Source organism: Carboxylicivirga sp. M1479 (assembly GCF_007097485.1).
Classification (GTDB): Bacteria; Bacteroidota; Bacteroidia; order Bacteroidales; family Marinilabiliaceae; genus Carboxylicivirga.
Genome location: NZ_VKDE01000014.1, coordinates 88,407 through 111,233 on the forward strand (window position 1 = coordinate 88,407; position 22,827 = coordinate 111,233).

21 protein-coding genes are annotated in these 22,827 nt (G+C 38.3%); 5 read left to right on the forward strand and 16 right to left on the reverse strand.

Features of this window, described 5'->3' with window-relative positions; translation table 11 throughout:
- Positions 1-55: 55 nt before the first annotated feature.
- The 10 genes from FNN09_RS09950 to FNN09_RS09995 form a co-directional block, all read right to left on the reverse strand.
- Positions 56-631 carry a TetR/AcrR family transcriptional regulator gene (locus FNN09_RS09950; RefSeq protein ID WP_143302029.1) on the reverse strand — a complete coding sequence of 192 codons (576 nt, stop codon included), beginning with the start codon at positions 629-631 and terminating at the stop codon, positions 56-58.
- 117 nt (positions 632-748) lie between these two features.
- On the reverse strand, positions 749-1,771 hold the full coding sequence (locus FNN09_RS09955; protein WP_143302031.1) for an aldose epimerase family protein: 1,023 nt from the start codon (positions 1,769-1,771) through the stop codon (positions 749-751).
- A gap of 50 nt (positions 1,772-1,821) precedes the next feature.
- The gene (locus FNN09_RS09960) at positions 1,822-3,096 is read right to left on the reverse strand and encodes a galactokinase family protein (protein ID WP_143302033.1); all 1,275 of its coding nucleotides are present in this window, start codon (positions 3,094-3,096) and stop codon (positions 1,822-1,824) included.
- Between the two features lie 27 nt (positions 3,097-3,123).
- Entirely contained in the window at positions 3,124-4,170 is a 1,047-nt protein-coding gene (locus tag FNN09_RS09965) for a UDP-glucose--hexose-1-phosphate uridylyltransferase (protein WP_143302035.1), read from the reverse strand.
- A gap of 25 nt (positions 4,171-4,195) precedes the next feature.
- Positions 4,196-4,894, reverse strand: a complete 699-nt coding sequence (locus FNN09_RS09970; protein WP_255434081.1) for an NUDIX domain-containing protein — start codon at positions 4,892-4,894, stop codon at positions 4,196-4,198.
- Between the two features lie 169 nt (positions 4,895-5,063).
- Positions 5,064-6,041 carry an ROK family protein gene (locus FNN09_RS09975; protein ID WP_143302037.1) on the reverse strand — a complete coding sequence of 326 codons (978 nt, stop codon included), beginning with the start codon at positions 6,039-6,041 and terminating at the stop codon, positions 5,064-5,066.
- An 89-nt stretch (positions 6,042-6,130) separates the two neighbouring features.
- Positions 6,131-7,456 carry an MFS transporter gene (locus tag FNN09_RS09980; protein WP_221932469.1) on the reverse strand — a complete coding sequence of 442 codons (1,326 nt, stop codon included), beginning with the start codon at positions 7,454-7,456 and terminating at the stop codon, positions 6,131-6,133.
- A gap of 297 nt (positions 7,457-7,753) precedes the next feature.
- The gene (locus FNN09_RS09985; protein WP_143302041.1) at positions 7,754-8,329 is read right to left on the reverse strand and encodes a hypothetical protein; all 576 of its coding nucleotides are present in this window, start codon (positions 8,327-8,329) and stop codon (positions 7,754-7,756) included.
- Between the two features lie 67 nt (positions 8,330-8,396).
- Entirely contained in the window at positions 8,397-8,927 is a 531-nt protein-coding gene (locus FNN09_RS09990; protein WP_185968957.1) for an FKBP-type peptidyl-prolyl cis-trans isomerase, read from the reverse strand.
- Positions 8,920-9,948, reverse strand: coding sequence for a bifunctional oligoribonuclease/PAP phosphatase NrnA (locus FNN09_RS09995; protein WP_143302045.1), 1,029 nt, complete (start codon positions 9,946-9,948; stop codon positions 8,920-8,922). Before FNN09_RS09995 ends, FNN09_RS09990 begins: the two co-directional genes overlap by 8 nt.
- A 127-nt stretch (positions 9,949-10,075) precedes the next feature.
- Between FNN09_RS09995 and ndk the strand changes: the two genes are divergently transcribed.
- A complete protein-coding gene (gene ndk, locus FNN09_RS10000) occupies positions 10,076-10,483 on the forward strand; it encodes a nucleoside-diphosphate kinase (protein ID WP_255434082.1) in 408 nt (135 codons plus the stop codon).
- 176 nt (positions 10,484-10,659) lie between these two features.
- Here ndk and FNN09_RS10005 read toward each other — a convergent pair whose 3' ends face one another.
- Together FNN09_RS10005 and FNN09_RS10010 are read right to left on the reverse strand one after the other, a co-directional pair.
- Positions 10,660-10,950: a DUF721 domain-containing protein gene (locus tag FNN09_RS10005; RefSeq protein WP_143302048.1), complete on the reverse strand. Its 291-nt coding sequence runs from the start codon at positions 10,948-10,950 to the stop codon at positions 10,660-10,662.
- A 24-nt stretch (positions 10,951-10,974) separates the two neighbouring features.
- Positions 10,975-12,078: a DNA replication/repair protein RecF gene (locus FNN09_RS10010; protein ID WP_143302050.1), complete on the reverse strand. Its 1,104-nt coding sequence runs from the start codon at positions 12,076-12,078 to the stop codon at positions 10,975-10,977.
- Between the two features lie 317 nt (positions 12,079-12,395).
- On the opposite strand from FNN09_RS10010, the gene FNN09_RS10015 reads away from it, so the two are divergent.
- Positions 12,396-13,082 carry a tol-pal system YbgF family protein gene (locus FNN09_RS10015; protein WP_143302051.1) on the forward strand — a complete coding sequence of 229 codons (687 nt, stop codon included), beginning with the start codon at positions 12,396-12,398 and terminating at the stop codon, positions 13,080-13,082.
- A gap of 72 nt (positions 13,083-13,154) precedes the next feature.
- Positions 13,155-13,649 carry a 6,7-dimethyl-8-ribityllumazine synthase gene (gene ribH, locus FNN09_RS10020; protein ID WP_143302053.1) on the forward strand — a complete coding sequence of 165 codons (495 nt, stop codon included), beginning with the start codon at positions 13,155-13,157 and terminating at the stop codon, positions 13,647-13,649.
- Between the two features lie 192 nt (positions 13,650-13,841).
- On the opposite strand, the gene FNN09_RS10025 is transcribed toward ribH, so the two are convergent.
- On the reverse strand, positions 13,842-15,272 hold the full coding sequence (locus FNN09_RS10025) for a serine hydrolase (RefSeq protein ID WP_143302055.1): 1,431 nt from the start codon (positions 15,270-15,272) through the stop codon (positions 13,842-13,844).
- 481 nt (positions 15,273-15,753) lie between these two features.
- On the opposite strand from FNN09_RS10025, the gene FNN09_RS10030 reads away from it, so the two are divergent.
- Positions 15,754-19,023, forward strand: a complete 3,270-nt coding sequence (locus tag FNN09_RS10030) for an exodeoxyribonuclease V subunit beta (protein ID WP_143302057.1) — start codon at positions 15,754-15,756, stop codon at positions 19,021-19,023.
- A 417-nt stretch (positions 19,024-19,440) separates the two neighbouring features.
- Here FNN09_RS10030 and FNN09_RS10035 read toward each other — a convergent pair whose 3' ends face one another.
- Positions 19,441-20,769: a serine hydrolase gene (locus FNN09_RS10035; protein WP_143302058.1), complete on the reverse strand. Its 1,329-nt coding sequence runs from the start codon at positions 20,767-20,769 to the stop codon at positions 19,441-19,443.
- Between the two features lie 499 nt (positions 20,770-21,268).
- Here FNN09_RS10035 and FNN09_RS10040 point away from each other — a divergent pair, with 499 nt between their 5' ends.
- Positions 21,269-21,460, forward strand: a complete 192-nt coding sequence (locus tag FNN09_RS10040) for a hypothetical protein (RefSeq protein WP_143302060.1) — start codon at positions 21,269-21,271, stop codon at positions 21,458-21,460.
- 146 nt (positions 21,461-21,606) lie between these two features.
- On the opposite strand, the gene FNN09_RS10045 is transcribed toward FNN09_RS10040, so the two are convergent.
- Both FNN09_RS10045 and FNN09_RS10050 read right to left on the reverse strand, forming a co-directional pair.
- Positions 21,607-22,188 (reverse strand): thioredoxin family protein, encoded by a 582-nt coding sequence (locus tag FNN09_RS10045; RefSeq protein WP_221932470.1) that lies wholly within the window; start codon positions 22,186-22,188, stop codon positions 21,607-21,609.
- 15 nt (positions 22,189-22,203) lie between these two features.
- Positions 22,204-22,683, reverse strand: coding sequence for a TlpA disulfide reductase family protein (locus tag FNN09_RS10050; protein ID WP_221932471.1), 480 nt, complete (start codon positions 22,681-22,683; stop codon positions 22,204-22,206).
- Positions 22,684-22,827: the final 144 nt, after the last annotated feature.

The following is a 22,827-nucleotide window of genomic DNA, read 5'->3' on the forward strand; positions in this document are numbered from 1 at the left end:
AGTTATCAACAAGATGAAATCCTGACTATCAAGAACTAAACACAAAGCAAGGTAATTACGCTTTTTCTGTATACGACTGCTTTTGTGCAACCCCATCCCAGTACATATCAAATGCGGCATCAAATTCTTGGGAAAAGCTCTGCAAAGGCTTTGGGAGCGAAAGGAAGTAGTTGGCAGTAGCGCGTGTAAATGCAAAATCAAAAAAGGCAATCATATCGGTTTTATAAGCCTTAAGAATACCCATGTTTACTTTTTGCATAATGAATTGGCGAGGCCCCGTTTTAGTATCTTTCACTAATTCAAAATGCAATTTCATATATGGGCTCGACTCGAATATATTAATATAGTAGAACTTACTTGGGTTTGTGATAAACCATTTGACAATACCACTAAACACCTGTTTGGTATTTTCTTTTTGATTTTCATTTAACACATTAACACATTGTTCCTCCACCTCGAACATGAGCTGCTTATAAATATCTATAATCAATTGTTCTTTATTGGTAATATGATGATATAAGGTACCCTTAGCAATACCGATGCGCTCAATAAGCTCATTCACCGAAGCGGCAAAACCCTTTTCTACAAAAAGCTCCATGGCGCCATTATAGATATCATTCTTTTTACTCATTAATGCGTATGTGTGAAGTATTAATTTAGCTACGAAAGTAAGAGAAAATAATTAGTGATAAAAAAAAGCTGCTTCCAAGTAATTTGAAAGCAGTCTTTCTACTGTTTGTGTATTGTATTAAATGAACTTGTAAACACAAGTGTGCGTATACTTCTCTCCTGCTTTTAAAACTGCATTTGGGAAGTTCTCTTTATTAGGAGAATCCGGAAAAATTTGCGTTTCCATGGCCAAACCTGCCCACTTTTCAATTGGAGCCCCTAGTTTACCCTTCTCAGAACCATCAAAGTGACTACCTGTATACATTTGAATACCTGGTTGGTCGGTATACACTTCCATGGCACGACCAGAAGCTGCATGCTCTAATCTAGCTGCTAATTTTAAAGTACCATCAAAGCCATTAATAACAAAGTTGTGATCAATTCCATCAACCAACTTTACCTGAGGGCAATCGGCCACCAATGCTTCATTAATTGCTTTTCCAGTCACAAAATCCATTGCAGTTTCTTTCACATCAGCAATCTCACCAGTTACAGTTCCAATCTCGCCATCAATAGGTGTGAACTTATCTGCATTAATTGTTAATTGATGATCTGCGATAGTACCAGTACCTGCTCCCTCAAGATTGAAATAGGCATGCGAAGTTAAGTTTATGATCGTATCTTTTGTTGATGCAGCATCATATTCTATTACGAACTCATTATCATTTGTTAAACCATAAACCACTTTCACAGTCAATTCGCCTGGGTATTTTTGGTCGCCATTGGGACTCACAAGTGTTAATTGGTAAGCCTGTGCAAATTTCGGTAATGTAATTGCCTCAACATCCCAAACTCGCAGGTTAAAACCATCAACACCTCCATGTAAATGATTAGGCCCATTATTTACATCCAACTGAAACTGCTCGCCGTTTAATTCGAACTGCCCTTTTACAATTCGGTTGGCATAACGGCCACAAAGTGCCCCATAATAGGCATCTCCAGCTAAAGCTTCTTCAACAGTTTCGTAACCAATTACCACATCGGCTACTTCACCTTGTGCATTAGGTACTTTTATAGAAACTATCTGTCCTCCGCGTGCAATAAATGCTACTTCAACATTATTGCTATTTTTTAATGTAAAAACATCAGATGGTTTTGTCATGATATTAGAATTTTAAAGGCACACAACTAGGCATGCCTTAGTTGTTAATACTACAATTCAACTTTTACTGCACCTTTAGAACGGATAAATAACTTGTGACAGTTACCTTTTCCGAATACAGACTCCAAAGTAGAAGTGTAATCATCCAAAATATCGTTAGGAACAAAAGCCTGAATGGTACCAGCAAATCCACCACCATGAACACGCCATGCACCTTTACCCTTTAGAACCAACTCACTTAAAGCTAGAGCTAAAGCAACATTCTGATGCTTTGTTTCTCCGCCAACAAAAATGTTTTGGTTGTACATGTATGAGCTAAATCCTGATTCAACAACCAACTCCAAAAACTTATCGAAGTTACCTGATTCCAAAGCATCTACCTGATAAACAACACGTGAGTTATCAGCCTGGAAGTGAATAGAACGTAACAAGGCACGGTCACCAACTTTCTCGCGAATAGAAGGAATCCCTTTCACAACATCCTCCATTGAAAGAGGACGTAATACCTCTTGCCCAAGTTCTTGAGCTACTGATTTCATCTCACCAGGTAAAGCATTGTACTCTTCATCTAAACCACCATGACTTCCACCCGTATTTGTGATAACCAATGAATAACCTGTTTTTGCAAAGTCAAAATCCAATGCCTTAACAACAGGATTGGCTTTATCGGCAAAATCAATGGTAATAAAACCACCAACAGCACAAGCCGTTTGATCCATTAAACCACAGAATTTTTTACACGCGTGCTCTGCTTTCTGACCAAATTTGGCATTGTCTACTGGATCTAATTTTCCATCATTAAAAAGATTGCTGAAAATGGCGCCAATTAGCACTTCAAACGAAGCAGAAGAGCTTAATCCTGATCCTTCTGGCACACAACCATGTATAACGGCATCAAAACCCTTTACCTCTAAACCAATTCCTTTAATTTCTTTTGCAATGGTTCTTAGAATATTACCAGGCGTTAACTTAAATTCGGTAACCTCTAAATCATCAAGGTTTACTTCAAAAGGGTCGAAACCTACAGATGTAATACGCACTTTATTAGTTCCGTTTGGAGCTGCTACAGCAATATTATCAAGGTTTACAGCACCTGCTAAAACACGACCTAATTGATGATCGGTGTGATTACCACCAACCTCAGTACGACCTGGAGAGCTTAAAAGCATTACGTCATCAGAACCATAAATACTTTTGAACTCATTCATATATTTGATATAACGATCGGCTTGTTCTTTTAAAACTACTTCGTCAGTACCATAAATCTCTTTGAAGAACGAGTTATTTCCTCCGTTAATTTTCTCTATTAAACTTGAAATTTGCATATCTAAACTGATTTTAAGTGTAATTGTTTATTTAGTTTTATAATGGGTAGTCGGTAGATCGCGTAAACGCTGAGCTGCTTGCTCTGCTGTGATATCACGCTGTGCATTAGCCATCATCTCGTATCCTACCATGAATTTTTTTACTGTAGCCGAACGTAATAATGGTGGATAAAAATGCATGTGTAAGTGCCACTCAGGATGCTCTTCACCGTCGGTTGGCGCCTGGTGCATACCTGCAGAATAAGGAAATGACACTTCAAATAAGTTATCATACATCACCGTCAACTTTTTATACACATCAGCCAATGCCGTTTTTTCATCATCGCTTAACTGCGTAATGTTAGACACGGCTCTTTTACTCACAATCATCGCCTCAAAAGGCCAAGTTGCCCAAAAAGGAATCAACGCTACGAAGTGCTCGTTTTCAACCAACACACGCTCGCCACTTTTTAACTCCTCAACTACATAGTCTTCCAATAAAGTCTTGCCATGCTTTTCAAAATAGGCTTTTTGCATTTTTGATTCCTTGGCTGGCTCAACAGGCACAGAGTATTGCCCCCAAATTTGCCCATGTGGGTGCGGATTACTGCAACCCATTATATCTCCCTTATTTTCAAATATCTGAACATGATTGATGTAATCAAGAGAACCGATTTCTTTATATTCATCACACCACAAGTCAACTACCTTACGAATATTAGATACTTCCATTTCTGGAATCGTTAAATCGTGACGAGGAGAAAAACAAATAACTTTACAAAACCCTCTTTCACTCTCAGCCTTATATAATTCGCCCTTTGTATAATTTCCCTCAGGAATATCTGGCATTAAGGCACTAAAGTCGTTTTGAAAAACAAAAACATCTTTATAATCTGGATTCTTATGCCCACCAGCACGCTCATTTCCAGGGCATAAATAGCATTTCTCGTCATACTGAGGACGCTCTTCTATTGCAGGCTTTTCAACCTTGCCTTGCCATGGACGTTTGGTTCTATGCGGAGATACCAAAACCCAGTCACCATTTAATGGATTATAGCGACGATGCGAATGTTCTGTAAATTCAAATTGTTCCATAACTTATAATGTAGCGTTTGTAATTTTATATTGATCGTTTAAAAATAGGATCGGTAAATTCGCTTTCGTTCTTTGGTTTAAATTTAAAGTAGAAAGCTCCTTTTTTGGATTCGGACATATCCTTTTCTTCAAGACGTTCCAGTACTTTTAAGGAAAGTATTTTCTTTCTGAAATTGCCAGGATCGAATTTCCTTTGAAAAATCTGATCGTATAAATTTCGTAAGCGTGTAATAGTAAACTTCTTTGGCAACAACTTTCTACCAATAATCTCATAACTGGAGCGTAAACGAAGCTTCTCCAATGCTTTTTCAACCAATACATTATGATCGAAAATCAAGGATGGCAACTCTTCCAGAGTATGCCACTTTGCTCCATAGTCCTCTATGAGGTTGCTTGCTTTTTCATCTATATTGATTAAAGCATAATACTCTACTGTTATTACACTACCGCCAGGATCACGCTTAGGATCTGAGAACGTATGTACCTGCTCCAGGTAAACATCTTCTAAACCCGTCAACTTGTGAAGAACACGCCTAGCGGCATCTTCTGTTGTTTCATTAGCATTCACCCATCCGCCCAACAAGGACCATTCTCCTTTTGCTGGCTCAATAGCACGCTGAAAGACTAGTAATTTCAATTTCTCCTGTTCATATCCAAAAATAACGCAATCAACTGATACGAAGCGTTTGTTCTCTTGATACTGATCGTAGATACTCATGTTCATAACAACAAATATAAAAGTAAAAATTACTTTTAAAACATTTTAAAGGTTAATTTTACTTTTAATGGCATAAAAAATTTCTAACAATTACCTTTAATGAGAGTGACAGCAAAGAAAAAGCCCCTTGAATAAAAATTCAAAGGGCTTAATTATAAGATAATTATAACTTATATTATTTCTCAAGCTCTTTCCAAGCTAAAGCACTTGCTCCAACTATAGCAGCATCACCTTCGCTTAACTGAGACGGAAGTAGCTTAATTTTATTTTTAAAGATTGGCAATAAATGCTCCTCAATACTTTCCTTGGTAGGATTTAAAATCAAATCTCCTGCTGCCAATGGTCCACCAAATAAGAAAATTGCTTCTGGACTTAGGTGATGAACAGTATCAGCAATACCTTGCCCTAAATAATGCCCTGTGATTTTAAAAACTTCCAAAGCAACTTCATCACCTGCCACAGCAGCATCATAAATCATCTTCGAGGTTAATTCATTAAAAGAATGCTTAGCCAATGGACTATCAACTGCATTGTATTTAGCCAACAATTCAAAAGCCGTACGCTTCATTCCTGGTGCAGAACAATATGCTTCTAAATGACCTTTAGCACCACATCCACAATTGCGACCATTCGGCACCAAAGTTGTATGACCACATTCTCCGGCAAAACCATCGTGCCCGTATACTAAGTCACCGTTAACAACCACTCCGCTGCCAACACCCGTTCCTAATGTATACATCACAAAATTCTTCATGTCTTTTGCGCCGCCATAAATCATTTCTCCAATAGCTGCCGCATTGGCATCATTAGTTAAAGCCAATGCTTCAATATTTGGGAAGTGACCTCGTAATAAACGCACTACAGGTACAACGCCTTTGAATGATAAATTTGGTGCAAACTCAATGGTACCACTGTAATAATTACCATTTGGTGCTCCAACACCAATACCTACAATTTCAATATCTTCATTCATGAATTTAGCATTTGTAATCAGCTTATTAATCGCTGCTGCTAAATCATCAATGTATACATTAATATCTCCATGCGAAGGGGTTGAAATACTATCTTTAGTTAAAACATGCCCCAACTCATCCACTACTCCAATGGCAGTATTAGTACCACCTATATCCACGCCAACAGATACTTTCTTCATTTGATTAGTTTTTAATTAGTTATATAAACAATCATGACTCCTTGAAATACAACAAGAAGTCATGATTCTAAATTAATGCTTTTTTATCATTACTCCACAGGAATGTCTTTATTAACATTCTTACATCCTGCTAATGCATACCATAATAAGAATACTAAAGCCGCTACAATCACCCAGTAAGAAGCCATATAACTTACAGTGATATCAGCAACAGCACCTTGAATAAGTGGTAAAACACCACCTCCAACAACCATAACCATAAAGATACCTGACCCCATCTCGGTGTATTTACCAATACCTTCAACCGCTAGGTTAAAAATACCACCCCACATAATAGAAGTACACAAACCACACAAGGTAAATAACATCACAGCCAAAGGAACTGTTTGTAGTCCAAAACTAATATCAGCTTTAAATACTGGCATTGCAACCTGAATAGATGATGGTAAAAGAATACCTAAACCAACAAAAATAATACCCATGGCACTAACAAATGTCAACTGAGATTTGGCAGAAAACTTAGCACCAAGTGCACCTCCAAATAAACGACCGATTAACATTAAAAACCAATAAGTACCAACAACCGAACCGGCTGCGCCAGGATCAATACCCATTCCCTTTGCCCCCTCAGCAACATCCTGAGGTGCCGTTAAGAATAAATTAATAAAGTTTGGAATACCAACTTCGATACCTACATATAAAAAGATTGCAACTGTTCCGAAAACAAAGTGACGGAAAGACATTGCGTTGTGCTTCTCTTTTTTCTTTTCACCTGTTTCTTCGGCTCTATTGTGAGGCTCAGGTATTGCAACTAATGCAATTACAATAAACGCAGCAATAAAAATACCAATTGCAATTAATAGTGCAGGTACGGCATTCTTCATTGTTGCCTGAGCAATATCTCCAATAAGATAACCACCTAAAATAGGTACAATAGTTGCAGCCATAGAGTTTAATGAACCACCAAACTGAATTAATTGGTTACCTTTTTTACCACCACCACCAAGTGTGTTAAGCATCGGGTTAACAACTGTATTAAGCATACACATTGAAAATCCAGAGATAAAAGCACCGGCAAGATAAACAGTGAATATTGGCGTAAAACTATCACCACGCTCATATGGCATATACCCCGAAATTAGCATAATACCAACACCTAAAATTCCTACTCCAATAGCTGTTAGAGCAGTAAACTTATAACCTTTACGTTTAAGAAGTAAACCAGCAGGTAAACCCATAAAGAAATAAGCCAAAAAGTTGGCAAAATTACCTAATTGAGACATCCAGTTAAGAATTCCTTCTTGTTGTTTGGCTATTACACCCATCGGATTTGATAATCCTGTTACAAATGAAATCATTGCAAATAGGAAGAACATCATCACTATTGGCAATACTTTGTTGTTTTTGCTAGACATAATTAAATTAATTAATTCAAGAAGACATCAGTTAAGCTGCCTCCTATTGATTTTTGTTTGTGTATAATTTATTAATTTATATTTTCAAATACTTACATTACCTTATCAAACGATTTCGCACTAATTCATTTCGTTTGATTTAAAACGGAAAGCAAGATAATATTAAATCATACAAATTTGTTAAATCTTCTTTAAAAACCGCTTATAAAAAATTGATTTAAATTATTACGAATTTACATAATAGCAAAAGAGCCACTCTCTAAATAGAAAGTGGCTCTTCGTATATGAAATTAACTATTAATGCTCTAAATAAGTTACCCTCAGCTCATAAATAGTAGTGTAATAACCGTTAACACCACCAATTTCTGATGGCAATACTATTTTTGCCTCACCTCCAAAACGCATGTGCAAAAGGGCTTCATTAAGTCCTAAAGGCACCCCTGTTCCACTCGCCGATCCGGCATCGTTAACAGGAAAAGTAGTATAGGACGCAGGAGAATAAGATGATTCGTTCGTACCAGCATATGCTTCATAGGTAACATCCGTCTCTTCGTCTTGCGCAATATTAAAAGCAGTAAAACGGTAACCTACTCGCTTAAACACTTTAATCGAATCTCCTTCACCGATCTTTGTATGAAACATCATTAAACCAGATTCAAAACGATGATCAACCGTATCTATAGAAGCAGCTGTCATTGAATCAATACGAGTCATACCACTGTGCATTCCTTCATGGTAATAGCGATCTAATAATTCCTGTTCGGCCTCTATCAACTCTTTAGGATTAATATAGTTGCTATTGGTTTCACAGGCCGACATAAATAACGCACCACCTATTAATACTGGAAATATAATTTGTTTAAATAACTTCATGTTTATTGTATTTGTCTTTTCGACTGAAGCACAAAGAAAATCATTTTTGCGTAATCTTCAAACCTATTTATTTAACTGATGAAGCACGGTTTACTTCCACCACTTCAATATCCATCATAATAATGGCTAATTTAGGAATTTTATTACCGTCGCCAGCAACTCCATGGGCCAAATAAGGTGGCATAATTATTTTGCCAATCGACCCAACACCCATTTGTTGTACAAATTGCTCGAGACCAGCCTCAACCTGAGCTTTGCCAATTGTAAAGTGTAACATCCCGTCGGTGGCTGATGAATAGCAAATTGTACCATTCAGCAATCTGGTGGTATACGCCAATGTAACAACATCATTTAAAACTATTGAGTCACCTGTTGATGGAGTTGTAATTTGATAATAATAGCCCGTTGGGGCCTTTTGCATATCCAGCTTGTTATCTTCAATATACTTCTCAATAACTTCAGCTTCTGCACTTACCATTTTCCTATTCATCTCCAAAAGCATATCTTGTGTAACACGCTTTCTTTGCTTTGGCTTTTCATTACACGCTCCTAAGAACAGGAAGATGAATCCCAGAAGAAGTAATATTCTATTATTCAAAACCATTGGCATCACAAAACTCAATTAGTACCTCTTTAAACCGCTTTACTGTTTCATCTAGTTTTAATTTACTTTCTCCACCTGCAGCGTTAAAATGCCCGCCTCCATTAAAATAGGTTTCACTAAATTTATTTGCAGGAAAGCCACCCCGCGAGCGAAATGATATTTTCACAATGTCCTTTTTCTCGGTAAACATAGCAGATAAATTAACCCCCTCAATCCACAGCGCTTGATTAACAAACCCCTCTGTATCACCTGGCTTAAAATTAAATCGCTTTAACTCCTCCTGACTCAAAGCTATAAATGCAGCATTTTGATCAGGGATACGTTCCATCTTTTCGCCCAATGCGTGCCCTAGTAAACGCATGCGGTCAAAGGAATTATTATGGAATATCATATGGTGGATATGCTCCTTATCGATACCCATCCTAAGTAATTCAGCAACTATCAAATATGTTTCTGGTCGGCTTGAATTATAGTTTAAAGACCCGGTATCAGTCATTATCCCTGCATATATACATTCCGCCGCCTCTTTAGTGATGTATGGCTTTAAACCTGCCTCACTTAGCACATGAAACAACAATTCACAAGTAGAAGAGGCTTCTGGCACACTAATTTGGATAGGGGCTGTATTTTCCTCCGGATATGGGTGGTGATCAATCATTATGCGTGGGGTTGTATCATTCTCAAATACTTGTCCCATTAATTTAATTCGCGACAAAGCATTGAAGTCAACAAAAACAACCAGTTCACTATCATTAATCAGCTGCTTCGCTTTCTTAATATTTTTATCGTAAATCAACACATCTTCAACACCATGCATCCAATTCAAAAAATCAGGGAACTCATTGGGTGAAATCACCGTAACATCTTTACCCATATTTTTTAATGTATTGCAAAGACCTAGAGAAGAGCCTAATGCATCACCATCGGGGTTGTTATGCGGAACAATTATAACTTTTTGACTGTTGTTTATGTTGGTTGTAAATGATTCTATTTGTGACTTGTCTTGAATATTCATCTTAAAAATTTATTGAATTCACAAAGATATAGATTTTGAGACATTATTTTTTTTGTATTTTAGGATTTATAATTTTTTACCTTACACTATATTATTAAGAAATATGGCAGGACTTAAAACACTTACCATGATTAAGCCGGGAGCTGTAAAGAACAGACACATCGGCGCTATTTTAAATATGATTGAAGAAGCCGGATTTCGTATTTCGGCCATTAAATCTTTAAAGTTATCAAAAGAAGATGCAGAAACATTTTATGAGGAGCACAGAGATAGACCATTTTTCCCCGACTTGGTTGACTTTATGTCATCTGGACCAATAATGGCTGCTATTCTTTTAAAAGAAAATGCTGTTGAAGATTTTAGAAAATTAATTGGCAGTACTGATCCGGCTGAAGCAGAGGATGGTACTATTCGTAAACTTTTTGCAGCTAGTAAGGCTCATAATGCCATTCACGGATCTGATAGTGATGCCAGTGCCGATCGAGAAAGTCACTTCTTCTTTAGTGATAAAGAATTATTAGAAAGACATCCTTAATAAGAGAATATTGAGCTTTTGCATAAAGCACTAACTCCAAATACGAAGCCCTTTGCTACTGCGAGGGGCTTTTGTTTTCTGCATCTCAATATAATTTAGGTGTAAAATAGGCATTCTGTTCCAACCTTTAACAAATTGGTTTTGTTCCAGTATAACATTATTAATTTCAGCGTGAGTTATCTAAACACAATGTCCAAAACTACACGAGCACCAATGGCTTCGTTCATTTGTGTAATGATTTTATCTTTCCACATCATCAGTTCATTACGCACTACACTAGAAGTAAGCTCTACATGTAAAACACCATTACGAATGTAAATACGATGCGTAACCCGAGCCACAGCTGGCCCTAAAACTCTAGGCCAATAGTTTACCGCACGTTGCTCGTGTATGCCCGTATTAAGGTTTTGCTGCTTAAGCACCTGCTTAACCAACTCTCCTATCGCCTGGGTTTTACGTCGTCTCATCGAAAGTATCGTTTATTGTTGAAATTAATCTGCTAAAACTTGCCCTTGTGCCACATCAAACAACTTGAAGTCTTTACCCGTTCGCTCTACAATATCAAGTAAATACGAACGGTTTGTATCCGTTATAAACACCTGATTAAAAACATCCTCCGACACCAATTGTAACAAACGATTACTTCGAGCATCGTCAAGCTTATCAAAAATATCATCGAGCAATACAATTGGTTTTATGCCATTGTGCTTATGAATAAATTCATACTGAGCCAATTTCAATGCTATAAGAAAGGTCTTCTTTTGCCCTTGCGAAGCAATCTTTTTAATAGGATAACCGCCCAACAACAACTCTAAATCATCTTTATGAACACCTTTAGTAGTATAACCTAGTATTGCATCTTTGGAGCGCACCTCAAGCAATTGCTCTTTAAGAGAGCCATTATGTAAATGCGACTTATAATTCAATGCTATCTCCTCTTTTCCATCAGAAATATAAGCGTAATACTTTTGAAATACAGGCACTAATTCTTTAATAAAATCAATGCGTTTACCATATATACGCTGGGCTAATTGCTCCAATTGCTCATCCCACAAATCTAGCATTGAAAAATCGCGCGACTGCCTTTCTTTTAATTGCTTAAGCGTGGCATTACGTTGTAATAGAGAGCGATTATAGCGCATTAAATCATCTAAAAACGGCTTATCGTACTGTGATATTACTCCATCCATGTATTTTCGACGCTGCTCACTGCCCTCGTTAATCAACTGTTCATCTGAGGGAGAAATCATTACCAGTGGCAATAAACCAATATGCTCCGATAATTTCCCATACTCCTTTTTATTTCGTTTAAAATGCTTCTTCTGCGATTTCTTTAATCCACAATAAATATGTTCATCTTCATTTTGACGTTCATATTGACCTTGAACAACAAAAAATTCCTGTTCATGGGTGACATTCTGACTATCAACAGAATTAAAATAGCTTTTACAAAAAGACAGGTAATAAATGGCATCCAGCACATTTGTTTTACCGGCACCATTCTCTCCTACCAGGCAATTAATACCCGACGAAAATTCAATTTCGGCCTGTGTGATGTTTTTAAAATTGATGAGATTAAGGTGCTTAATATGCATGTATATTGGTTTTGTGCAAAAGTAACTAATACGGTTTACGAAACAAAACGAGCCTCAAAACCAATTGTTCGTTTAATTGGAATTTAATTCATTAAATACATCCTAATATTCCCCATTTCAATCGAAAATAGACAATGTAAGAACCAATAGTACATGAATGAAATAAGCATATACAATCCGTACTTAAAATTCATTGGACATGAAATAACTACTCAAGTGCGATTAATTTATCAACAAGCTACAAAAAGTAAGAAGCCACCTTTTGTTTTTAGGCCAAAACGATTACTTTTGGCATTCGAATAAAAATTTACTTTAAAATGTCAAAAGAGAAAAATACGCAACAAGATGATAGCTTCGAGAATGTGGAGAGCGCATTGAGTAAGACGGAGCACTTTATTGAAGAGAATCAGAATAGACTAAGCATGATTGCTTTGGCAATTATTGTTATTGTTGCTGGTTATTGGGGTATACAGAAATTTTATTTCATGCCTTTAGAGGAAAATGCTCAGAAAGATATTTTCTATGCTCAGCAGTATTTTGAAAAAGACTCTTTCAACTTGGCATTAAACGGCGATGCACAATATGCCGGATTCATGGATATTATTAATGAGTACGGTTCAACAACTGTAGGTAATTTGGCTGTGTATTACGCAGGCGTTTCAAACTTACACTTGGGTAACTACAGCGAGGCTGTTGACTTGTTAAAAGATTTCTCAACAAGTGAAGAAATGGTTGCTGCTACAGCTGCTGGCGCTTTGGGCGATGCTTATGCTGAATTGAATAAAAACAGCGATGCTATTTCTCAATACAAAAAAGCTGCTTCGTTTGATAATACCTTAACTGCTCCTACATACCTTATGAAACTAGGTACTATGTACGAATTAGAAGGTGACTTCAAAGGTGCTATTAAAGCTTATCAAGAAATTAAAGATAAGTACTCTACATCGGCTGAAGCTCGTCAAGTAGATAAATATTTAACACGCGCCGAATTACAATCAAAGTAATTTGAACTAAAATATAAGTAAGAGGTTGTCTTTTTAGGCAACCTCTTTTATTTTTGCACAAAACTTAATACAATGGCAACAAGTCTTAAAAACCTATCGGATTACAATATAGAAGATGTTCCATCGGCAGCTGATATGAAATTCGGCATTGTGGTATCGGAGTGGAACACTGAAATTACAGAAGCTCTTTACCAAGGCGCTTATAATACACTTATTAAGCATGGTGCTTCGGAAGAAAATATTATTAAAAAATATGTACCTGGTAGTTTTGAGTTAACTGCAGGTGCTAAGTACATAGCTGAAATGACTGACGTGGATGCAGTCATTTGCTTGGGTTGTGTTATTCAAGGTGATACACCTCATTTTGACTTTGTTTGTCATGGTGTTACCCAAGGTATGACACAGTTGAATATGAAATACCCAATCCCATTTATTTTTGGATTGCTAACAACACTTAATCAGCAGCAAGCTCTTGACCGTTGTGGTGGTAAACACGGAAACAAAGGTGACGAAGGAGCTGTAACAGCTATTAAAATGGTTCACCTCAATAAATCATTAAAGAACTAAGCTTATCAGTTCACTGATATATTAAAGCCCGGCTTATTGTCGGGCTTTGTTGTTTTTGCAATGTTTTACTATTGCAATCTATCATTCAATTATACCGATCTATTCAAAATGTGCCTTCAGTTTGTTTCACTCCTAAAAGCACTTTGAATATGTATCGGCATTATACCAGCACATTTTAATATTTAATTGGTATTACCTGTTAATGCGTTTAGTATAATTACCATGGCTCTTGTAACTTAAAATATTACCATCTTCATCCCGCTGGAAATAAAGTGTTTCGCCTAAGTCCTTATTGTCTCTAATTCTACGAAACGTATCCCCCTCAATGTGCTTATAAAATGTGATGGCCTCTGCTGGCTTATCACGAGGTAAAGGCATGGTGCACAACTTACCGTTAAGTATGCCAACATACACTTCGCTACCCCATGGCTTTGCACTGTAGTAGCCTACAAAGTCGTTTAATTTAGTAATCTCCCCTGTTTCTTTTTTTGATGCTTTAACTAAATTCAAAATGGCATCTATCCCTTTTAGATACTTCGATGGATTGCTACCATTGGCATTAATCATTACCGAATAAGCACGCTTGTTTTTTAGATCGAGTTGCAAGGTTGTTTGATATCCGGGGCAATTACCACCGTGACCAACCCAAGTGCTGCCATTAGCACCTTTATACACCACAAAGCCTAAGCCCCATGTGGTTTTCCAATTAGGATTTGTCCAATGCACATTTTGCATATACTTTAATGTTGAGGGCCTTAAAATTTCATTTATTGTACTGTCTCTTAAGCGAAATTGCCATGATGCAAACTTACCTAAATCATGTACATTGGAAGAAAATCCAGCAGCTGGCGTAATACCATTCGCCACAAAAAAATTGACTTTATCCCTTGCTCCTTCTCTGGATAAAGCACTGTAACCTTGTGCCAATTCCTTTCCATATAATTTCTTAGGAAGCTCAGTTCTGGTATTTGAAAGTCCCAAGGGTTTAATAATATTCTGATCTATATAATCGTTGTAAGCTTGACCTGAAACTTCCTCGACAATTTGCCCCAATAAGGTTAAACCCAGGTTACTGTATTGAAAATAAGTAGCTGCCGGATAAAGTGTTTCCTGATCCTTTAATTTAGCATCAACATCCTCTGTACTGGGAAAGGGAAAATCGGGTCCGGTCCAGTAAGGAAAAGCCGCTTCTCTTGGCAAGCCCGAAGAATGTGTTAGCAAAGAACGAACAGTAATAGGACCACTTGACGGATATTGTTGTTGTAAATTATAATTCGGCAATAAATCACTCACTTTATCATCCAAACGCAGCTTACCTTCATCGTATAATTTCATGATGGCAACCGATGTAAAAAGCTTAGAGATAGAACAGATACTGTATAAGGAATGAGGACTCGCTTTAACTTGCTTGTCAGGGTTTGAATACCCTACAGCACCTGACCACAATACTTCCTGATCATCGATAACAATTGCTGAAATACCTGGTAAACGGTCAAAATCCTTTTGAGCATCTAACCACACTTCAACTAGTTCTAAAGCTTGGGAATAATCTTTTTTTGGTTCTTGAGCCTGAAGGCCACACAGAATAATTAAAAGGGAAAGCGTAACAGTAATTCGTTTCATAATGGCGATTTTGATGAATAAAGGAATTGTTTATCGCAATTTATTAAATATTTAAGCTCAAACAAATTACTGCTAGGTAGCACCACGGCAATCCCATTTTAAAGTTGAATCCCTTTAGGATTCAATAATTGAGAATTTTATTTTGCCCCAGATTTAATCTGGGGTTATTCTTATTCAACCACGCTGTGGTTGTTGGGGATAAATCCTGAAAAGGATTTAATATTAATAACCCTGCATGGAATGCAGGGGGTATGATATATACCTTTTTAGTAGCAACCACAAAGTGGTTGAATCTTAAATTCGATTTCCATGTAGGTAGCCACATGAACGAACTGAACCCAATTATTTTAATTATAATTCCGCTAACGCCGTTACAAGCACAATCCTTAATACCCAAAGATAATGAGAAGTTCAAATCGAGAGTTTAAGCAAAGCTCTATTGGCAATTTATCATTACTTTTGATAACAAAGAGAATCGTTCATGTCAGAATTAAAAATATACCGTGCTTCGGCCGGCTCTGGAAAAACATACACCCTTTCAGGAGAATTTATTAAGCTATTATTTAGTGATCCGCAAAGCTACAAAAGCATTTTAGCAGTAACGTTTACCAACAAGGCAACTGCTGAAATGAAAAACCGCATTCTGGAGAACCTGTTTGCTTTATCCACGGCTGACAAACCAGATTATTTAGATGAGCTGATGAAAATACATCAGAAGCCGGAAGCTTATATTCGCAAGGTAGCACGCACGCTTCTGATTAACATATTAAACGACTTCTCAAAGTTCTCAATTAACACCATCGATAGCTTCTTCCAGAAAGTGATACGCTCCTTTGCTTACGAAGCCAATTTACCAGCTAATTTTAAGGTGGAGCTGGATTCCGATCGCATCTTATCACAGGCGGTAGATAACCTCTTGCGCGAATTGGAACTCAAAGGCAATGAAGACCTTAAAGAATGGTTGATCAAACATACCCTTTCAAAAATTGAAGAGGGAAAAGATTGGAATATTGCCAGCGAACTCAATTCATTGGGTAGAGAAGTTTTTAAGGAAGAGTTTCAAAGCCTCAAGCCTGAGGTTCTGGAGAAGCTTCGCGATAAAAAGCAATTAAACGCTTATCGCTACCAGCTAAAAAAAATAAGTGATCATTTCGAAAAATCGATTCAGCAAGCGGCTCAAAAAGGTATTGAAACATTAAAGCAACATGGGATAAGTTGGGATAAACTGCAGGGTAAATCGCGCTCTCCACTTAAAAAATTAGAAAAGCTAGTCAATGTATCCAAAGCGGCCGATTACCTGGAGATTCGAAAACTCATCCCCTTGGTCAATAATCCTGAGGAGTGTTTTCACAATAAAAACTCCGAGTCGGATAACAGTTTAATTATCGACTGTTTTAATGCAGGATTGAATGAGGCTTTGACTCGTTTGAAAAGCACTTTTGAAGAGGAAAAAACGAACTTTTTTACTGCCAAAGCCATCCTGTCTAACCTTAATGCATTGGGTATTACCACCGACATAGCATTGAAGGTAAATGAACTGGCTCGAAACGAGAACTTGTTTCTTTTGGCCGATGCCAACCGCCTACTGCACCAAATCATTGACGAAAACGAAACACCTTTTATCTACGAAAAAACTGGTACACGTTTTCATCATTATATGATCGATGAGTTTCAGGATACCTCGCGTTTGCAATGGAATAACTTTAAACCTCTCCTACAAAATAGTGTGAGCTTTGGACACACAGCCATGATTGTGGGTGATGTGAAACAATCGATATACCGATGGCGTAACTCAGATTGGAAACTACTAAGCGACCAGGTGAACATCGACTTTAAGAACCATGGTATTAATGCCATGACACTGGATACCAACTGGCGCAGCACCGAAAACGTCATCAACTTTAATAACATTGTTTTTACGAGTGCCTCTCGCATGCTGCAAACCGAATTTATTAATTCGTCAAAAGAAGCACTCTCAGAAGAAGACATACCTGCCGATCTGCAGCAAAAAATAAACATTGCCTATGATGACACCGTGCAACAGGTGGCCAACAAATCACAGGGATCAGGAGGCTTTGTGCATGTTGATTTTGTAGATGGTAAAAATGCCGAGTTCAGAGCCAATGCCACTGAAAAGGCTGTTATTCAAATCGAACGTCTGGTAGACGAAGGCTACGAATACCAGGATATTTGCGTGTTGGTGCGCCGCAAAAGCGAAGGGAAAGAAATTACTGAAGCATTGCTTTCGGGTACTTACTCACCAAATGGCAGAAAACATCCGGTTATTTCAAACGAAACTTTGTTATTGAGCAGTTCACCGGCTGTTAATCTTATTATTCAGCAAATAAAATACATTCAAGAGCCAGACAACGAAGTGTTTGAGGCATTTATTAAGCTCTACAGTCACTTCTACCAAAACCAAACACCCGATGATGAAAGCCATTGCGACACAGCCATCTTACACGGTGAACAACATGCCTTTGAAGAACTGTCCAATGAACTATTGGAACTAAAAGGCCAACCTTTATTTGAAATGGCTGAGACTTTGGTGAGGCGATTACCAGATGACTTACATCAGAACCAATTTATATTTTTACAAGGATTATTAGACACTGTACGCGATTACGTTAGCAACTACTCGGTTAATGTGCACGATTTTATTAATTGGTGGGACGATAAAGGCCACGGAACAGCTATTTCAGTTCCCGAAGGGCAAAATGCCATTAATGTGATGACCATTCATAAATCGAAAGGTTTGGAGTTTAAGGCCGTGGTACTTCCCTATTGCAACTGGAATATTGATGACAAAGGGCGTGGCAGTCTCATCTGGACCAAACCATCGTGTGCTCCTTTTGATGAATTGGAGTTGGTACCAGTCAACTACTCCGACACCTTGCTGCATTCTATTTTTATCGATGAGTACCTGAGCGAACGCCTGCACCAATTTGTGGATAACCTCAACCTGCTATATGTAGCACTCACACGTGCCGAAGAAAGCTTGATTATAATGGGTGAAAAACCGGGTAAAACAGGAGGCTTCAAAAATTCCTCTCACCTATTGTTTCGTTTAATTAACCAGTTTAACCTACTATCGGGCTTAGACGAGAATTTACACCAACAATTACTAGATGGTTGGGATGATCAAGAGCAAGTGTTTGAGTTTGGAAGTATTCCTCAGCAAGCAAAGAAAGCAGCCTTTAGTGAACAAAAGCAAGAACAGTTTAAAACCGTTGCTTTTGGTTCGCGCATAAAAATACATCCTGAAAGTGTCGCGATGAATACACCCGATAGCCTCAAGCACTTAAAACACGGCAAACTCATGCACCGCCTGTTTGAACTAATTCTTACTAATAAAGATGTGGATACAGCCATTACCAAATTAATATTAAACGGACAGATCAAAACTTCTGAGAGAGATAGCGTTCGAACGTTTGTACACTCAAAAATTAACCAGCAGCAGGTTATAAACTGGTTTAAACCCGAGAATAAAATCATTAACGAGGGAACCATTATGGTACCCACAGGCACCTATCGTCCCGATCGTGTCATTATCACCAAGGAAGAAGTGATTGTAGTGGATTATAAGTTTGGCGAATTGAAACAAGATAAATATGCCTTACAGGTAAAGCGCTATATGGATTTACTCAAACAAATGGGCTACCAGAATGTGAAAGGGTTTTTATGGTATTTGCGCGAAGAGGATGAAATTGTGGATGTGACCGACCAAGCTGTACAAGGGAGCCTGTTTTAGGAGACAAAAAGAGAATAATTTGACTCAATAAGGATCGCATCCGGATTAACGTGCTGCTTATCCAGATCCGATGTATTTTTTTAGGGAATTACACATGGGGATAACCATGTGCCCTTTGGGGATTATCATGTGCCCCCTGGGGATCGTCGTTCGCCCCTTGGGGATAATCGTTCGCCCCCTGGGGATAGACCTGTGCCCCTAGTAAATATCCTTGCGCCCCATGGGGATAATGTTTCGAAACTAGGGGCGAATGCTTTGCCCCTAAGGGACTGTTCTGCACCCCTTGGGGATCATTATGTGCCCCCTGGGGATTATTGTTCGCCCCTTGGGGATAGCGATGCGCCCCTTGGGGATGATCACTAGCCCCATTCTCATAAATACTAATTATTAACACCTTACGGTGTAAGTTCTGGAAATTTAGTAGATAACCTGCGGACGCTTACGGGCTGAGGACCAGGTATTGTCCATTTCGAAAAGATTATAATCGGGCCACTCCTTAACACCTTTTATGCCCCTATCCATAACCCTGGCAATATCGTTGGCCAAAGCAGGCCCTTTCCAACTCCCCGTATTAAACAGAACCACATATGAAATACCATTGTCAGCCCTTGCCATCAAAGCCGATGTACCGGCTAAAGTACCCGTTCGGTACCAGGTATGAGAGCGGATACGGCGCCAGCCCAAAGGGCCAAATTTATTTTCCTCTTTACTCACCATGGCCTCTACACTTTCGGCCTGTAAAAAATCGGGGTAAGTATCAAAACCATCAATGGCCAGCATCAATTTCATCAAATCGGTAGATGAGGCAATCCAGCCACCTGCAGCACCCAGGGCATGCATATCGTTACCGCCATAAGTACGTAACACTTGTGTGGTGTCTCCCTTGTGATCCGACACATAAAAAGTTGGTGTTGGCTCGTAATACTTCACCTCCATCTCTGCCCTTTCGTGCAAATGGCTTCCTCCTATGCGCATATCAAAAATACCCAAAGGATATAATAAATTGGTTTGAATGTACTTCTCGTAATCCATTCCTGATACATCAGCAATAACCTCACCCAACAACATGTAGCCTAAATTGGAATAATAGGTAGATTGACCGGGTGTAAAATGCAGGCGCTTATTAAGTACAAATCGAATAATATCACTTTTACTAACAGGTAAAGGCACCTGTAATGAGCGTGCTACAATGGTAGGCATAAACATTTGATCGCCCCAACGGGTTGTCCACCCACCACTATGCTCCAACAAGTGTCGCACCGTAATATCTTCAACTCTCTTATCGCGGTAATTGAGGTAAATCGAATCATTAAGTATACCATTAACACCAAATACCTTATCATCCAAACTAATGAGTCCCTGCTCACGTAGTTTCATTACACCAGCAGCTGTTACAAGCTTGGAAATACTGGCAATGCGAAACAAATGATGTGGCTCAACAGCCTGGTTCGTTTCATTATCGGCATTACCAAAGCCTTTGGCATACACCAATTCACCATCACGGGCAACGGCCACAGAAGCACCTTGCAACATCTCGCGACGCATAAAACGTTCAATCTGCTTGTCTAAAGGGGCAAAATCCTTATTGTCCGACATAAAGCCGGGAACATGAAATGAGCTAGCCTTGGTTATCGTTGGATTTAAGTCACTGCCATACGACTCCACAACAGGGTTTACCATCGAAGATGTAACCCACACCGTACTAGTGACCGCCAATGCTAATAATGATTTATAAACGAACTTCATGCACTATTTTGTAATTCGATACAAAAGTAATGGTTTCATCTTAGCAATGAAACCATGTACTCATAAAAAGATATTGTTGAACTAATATTGTCCTAATTATTTTTTCGCTAAAGCCGCGATGGCTCCAACTTTTTTCTACAGTCAAAAAAGTTGGCAAAAAGTCCGTCGGCTGCACCCATTTCTCACAAAAAACCAGGTTTCATGACTGAAATTGTTTTAAACTCGACTTTTTTCGTTCCTACAAAAGCCTCAAACAGAAAACAATTTTTAATCGTCATTTCAATCCTGTTTTTTGGCTCACTGGCTGAGGCCGAGATAATACAAGACGTACAGCTTGTTGTACAAAAAGGTTTAGGACGCTATTGTTGTTGAACTAATGTTGTCCACTTTTTTCTATTGGGCTATCCGCCCAAACCGGACTTCATTTTTTGTCATGACACAAAAAACGGAAGCAAAAAAAGTCTAGGCTACACCCTTCTCACTCAAAAAACTAGGTTTCATGACTGAAATTGTTTTAAACTCATCCTATCTCGCACCTCAACAGGATTCAAACAGAAAACAATTTTTAAGCGTCATTTCAAACCTGTTTTTTGGCTCACAGGCTGAGGCCCATTTAGGAAATTCGCTTTTAAGCATATTAACCACCTCCCCACTTCGTGGTACTCCTCCTTGGCAAGAAGGAGAAGGATGAAAAACCGTCCCCTCCTGAATTTTAGGAGGGGTGCCGACAGGCGGGGTGGTATAATTAGTTTTAAAAGCAATTTCCCTGGAGGCCCATTCCCACCTAGTCCTACTGAATATTCATTAATTACGCATAGGACCTAAATGATTCTTTAACTAAAATGGCTTAATGCCGCAACCTATCGCTTTTGTTAATGCTGGATTGGCAGCTTTGCCAGCTTGTACAGCTTTGATCGCATCTTCAAGATACTTAACCTTTACTTGTGATGCTTCTTGTGGGCTATCATCAATGGCACCAATGTAGGCCACTTTAAAACCATCCGATGTATTATCCAACAAGAAGATATGTGGCGTTTTGGTTGCTCCATAGCTTTTGTACACACCTTCATTATCCAACAAATATGGGAAAGCATATCCTTTTTTTACCATGTGCGAAAAGCCATCTGTCTTATACTTCACTGAATCATTTGGATTGATGGCCACAACAGGAAATTTTTGAGGTGCGTAGTTTTTATGCAATTCATTTATGCGCTCTTCGTAAAACTTGGCATAAGGGCAATGATTACACGTAAAAATAAGTATAACGCCATCGTGCTCGCTATAATCTGACAGAGCTACCTTTTGATAATCGGTATTTGTTAATTTAAAATCAGGTGCTTTATCACCTATTTCTACTTGTGCTTGTGTTGCCAATGATACACCAACAACCAGGCCTAATAATAAAATAATTCTTCTCATATCTGTGTTTATTAATTATTGTACGTTTGAAATAAGCTCCAATAACGAGGGTACGTCCATCTCACCTTCGTGAAACGCTTTCTTTTTTTGATGATACACCACGGTTGCAGGTATGGCTCCCGACCAAGTGGCATCAATCTTATCAATCCACTCATTGGGGTTTCGCTCATCAAGTAAAACTACTTCTGGCTTAATCTGACGTTTACTTAAAAATGGTAGTAGCTGTTTTTCCTTTTGCGATTTAAAATCGAGACTAACCAATAGTACCTTTAGGTTTGAACCGAGTTGTTGTACTTCGTCTGATTCAAATATGGGTAATTCTTCAACGCAAGGATGACACCAGGTAGCCCAGAAATTGATTACATATAAGGTATCGGCACCCGCAGCTACACGTTCCTTTAGTTGACTAATCGTAATATTCTCTACCTCCTGAGCCAGCATGGGTGCTAAGGTAGTTGATAGGCTGATAGCCAAAATAATGAGTATTCGTTTCATATACTCTAATTAATTACAAGTTTTTAAGCCACTTTATTAGTGGAGCTATTAATATTTTTCTCTCTCGGATCAAGACATATATAATCCTGACGATATGGTGTTTTGTTTTTAATGACGCTGTAAATAGTTCTCAGCATCTTATTT

Excerpts from the sequence above, each read along its gene's own strand:
- FNN09_RS09955 (WP_143302031.1), bottom strand. The coding sequence starts at position 1,771 with ATGACAAAACCATCTGATGTTTTTACATTAAAAAATAGCAATAATGTT.
- FNN09_RS10005 (WP_143302048.1), bottom strand. The coding sequence starts at position 10,950 with ATGAGACGACGTAAAACCCAGGCGATAGGAGAGTTGGTTAAGCAGGTG.
- ribH (WP_143302053.1), top strand. The coding sequence starts at position 13,155 with ATGGCAACAAGTCTTAAAAACCTATCGGATTACAATATAGAAGATGTT.
- FNN09_RS10010 (WP_143302050.1), bottom strand. The coding sequence starts at position 12,078 with ATGCATATTAAGCACCTTAATCTCATCAATTTTAAAAACATCACACAG.
- FNN09_RS10040 (WP_143302060.1), top strand. The coding sequence starts at position 21,269 with ATGACTGAAATTGTTTTAAACTCATCCTATCTCGCACCTCAACAGGAT.
- ndk (WP_255434082.1), top strand. The coding sequence starts at position 10,076 with ATGATTAAGCCGGGAGCTGTAAAGAACAGACACATCGGCGCTATTTTA.
- FNN09_RS10045 (WP_221932470.1), bottom strand. The coding sequence starts at position 22,188 with ATGAGAAGAATTATTTTATTATTAGGCCTGGTTGTTGGTGTATCATTG.
- FNN09_RS09985 (WP_143302041.1), bottom strand. The coding sequence starts at position 8,329 with ATGAAGTTATTTAAACAAATTATATTTCCAGTATTAATAGGTGGTGCG.
- FNN09_RS10030 (WP_143302057.1), top strand. The coding sequence starts at position 15,754 with ATGTCAGAATTAAAAATATACCGTGCTTCGGCCGGCTCTGGAAAAACA.
- FNN09_RS09950 (WP_143302029.1), bottom strand. The coding sequence starts at position 631 with ATGAGTAAAAAGAATGATATCTATAATGGCGCCATGGAGCTTTTTGTA.
- FNN09_RS09980 (WP_221932469.1), bottom strand. The coding sequence starts at position 7,456 with ATGTCTAGCAAAAACAACAAAGTATTGCCAATAGTGATGATGTTCTTC.
- FNN09_RS10035 (WP_143302058.1), bottom strand. The coding sequence starts at position 20,769 with ATGAAGTTCGTTTATAAATCATTATTAGCATTGGCGGTCACTAGTACG.
- FNN09_RS09995 (WP_143302045.1), bottom strand. The coding sequence starts at position 9,948 with ATGAATATTCAAGACAAGTCACAAATAGAATCATTTACAACCAACATA.
- FNN09_RS10015 (WP_143302051.1), top strand. The coding sequence starts at position 12,396 with ATGTCAAAAGAGAAAAATACGCAACAAGATGATAGCTTCGAGAATGTG.
- FNN09_RS09975 (WP_143302037.1), bottom strand. The coding sequence starts at position 6,041 with ATGAAGAAAGTATCTGTTGGCGTGGATATAGGTGGTACTAATACTGCC.
- FNN09_RS09970 (WP_255434081.1), bottom strand. The coding sequence starts at position 4,894 with ATGAACATGAGTATCTACGATCAGTATCAAGAGAACAAACGCTTCGTA.
- FNN09_RS09960 (WP_143302033.1), bottom strand. The coding sequence starts at position 3,096 with ATGCAAATTTCAAGTTTAATAGAGAAAATTAACGGAGGAAATAACTCG.
- FNN09_RS10050 (WP_221932471.1), bottom strand. The coding sequence starts at position 22,683 with ATGAAACGAATACTCATTATTTTGGCTATCAGCCTATCAACTACCTTA.
- FNN09_RS09965 (WP_143302035.1), bottom strand. The coding sequence starts at position 4,170 with ATGGAACAATTTGAATTTACAGAACATTCGCATCGTCGCTATAATCCA.
- FNN09_RS10025 (WP_143302055.1), bottom strand. The coding sequence starts at position 15,272 with ATGAAACGAATTACTGTTACGCTTTCCCTTTTAATTATTCTGTGTGGC.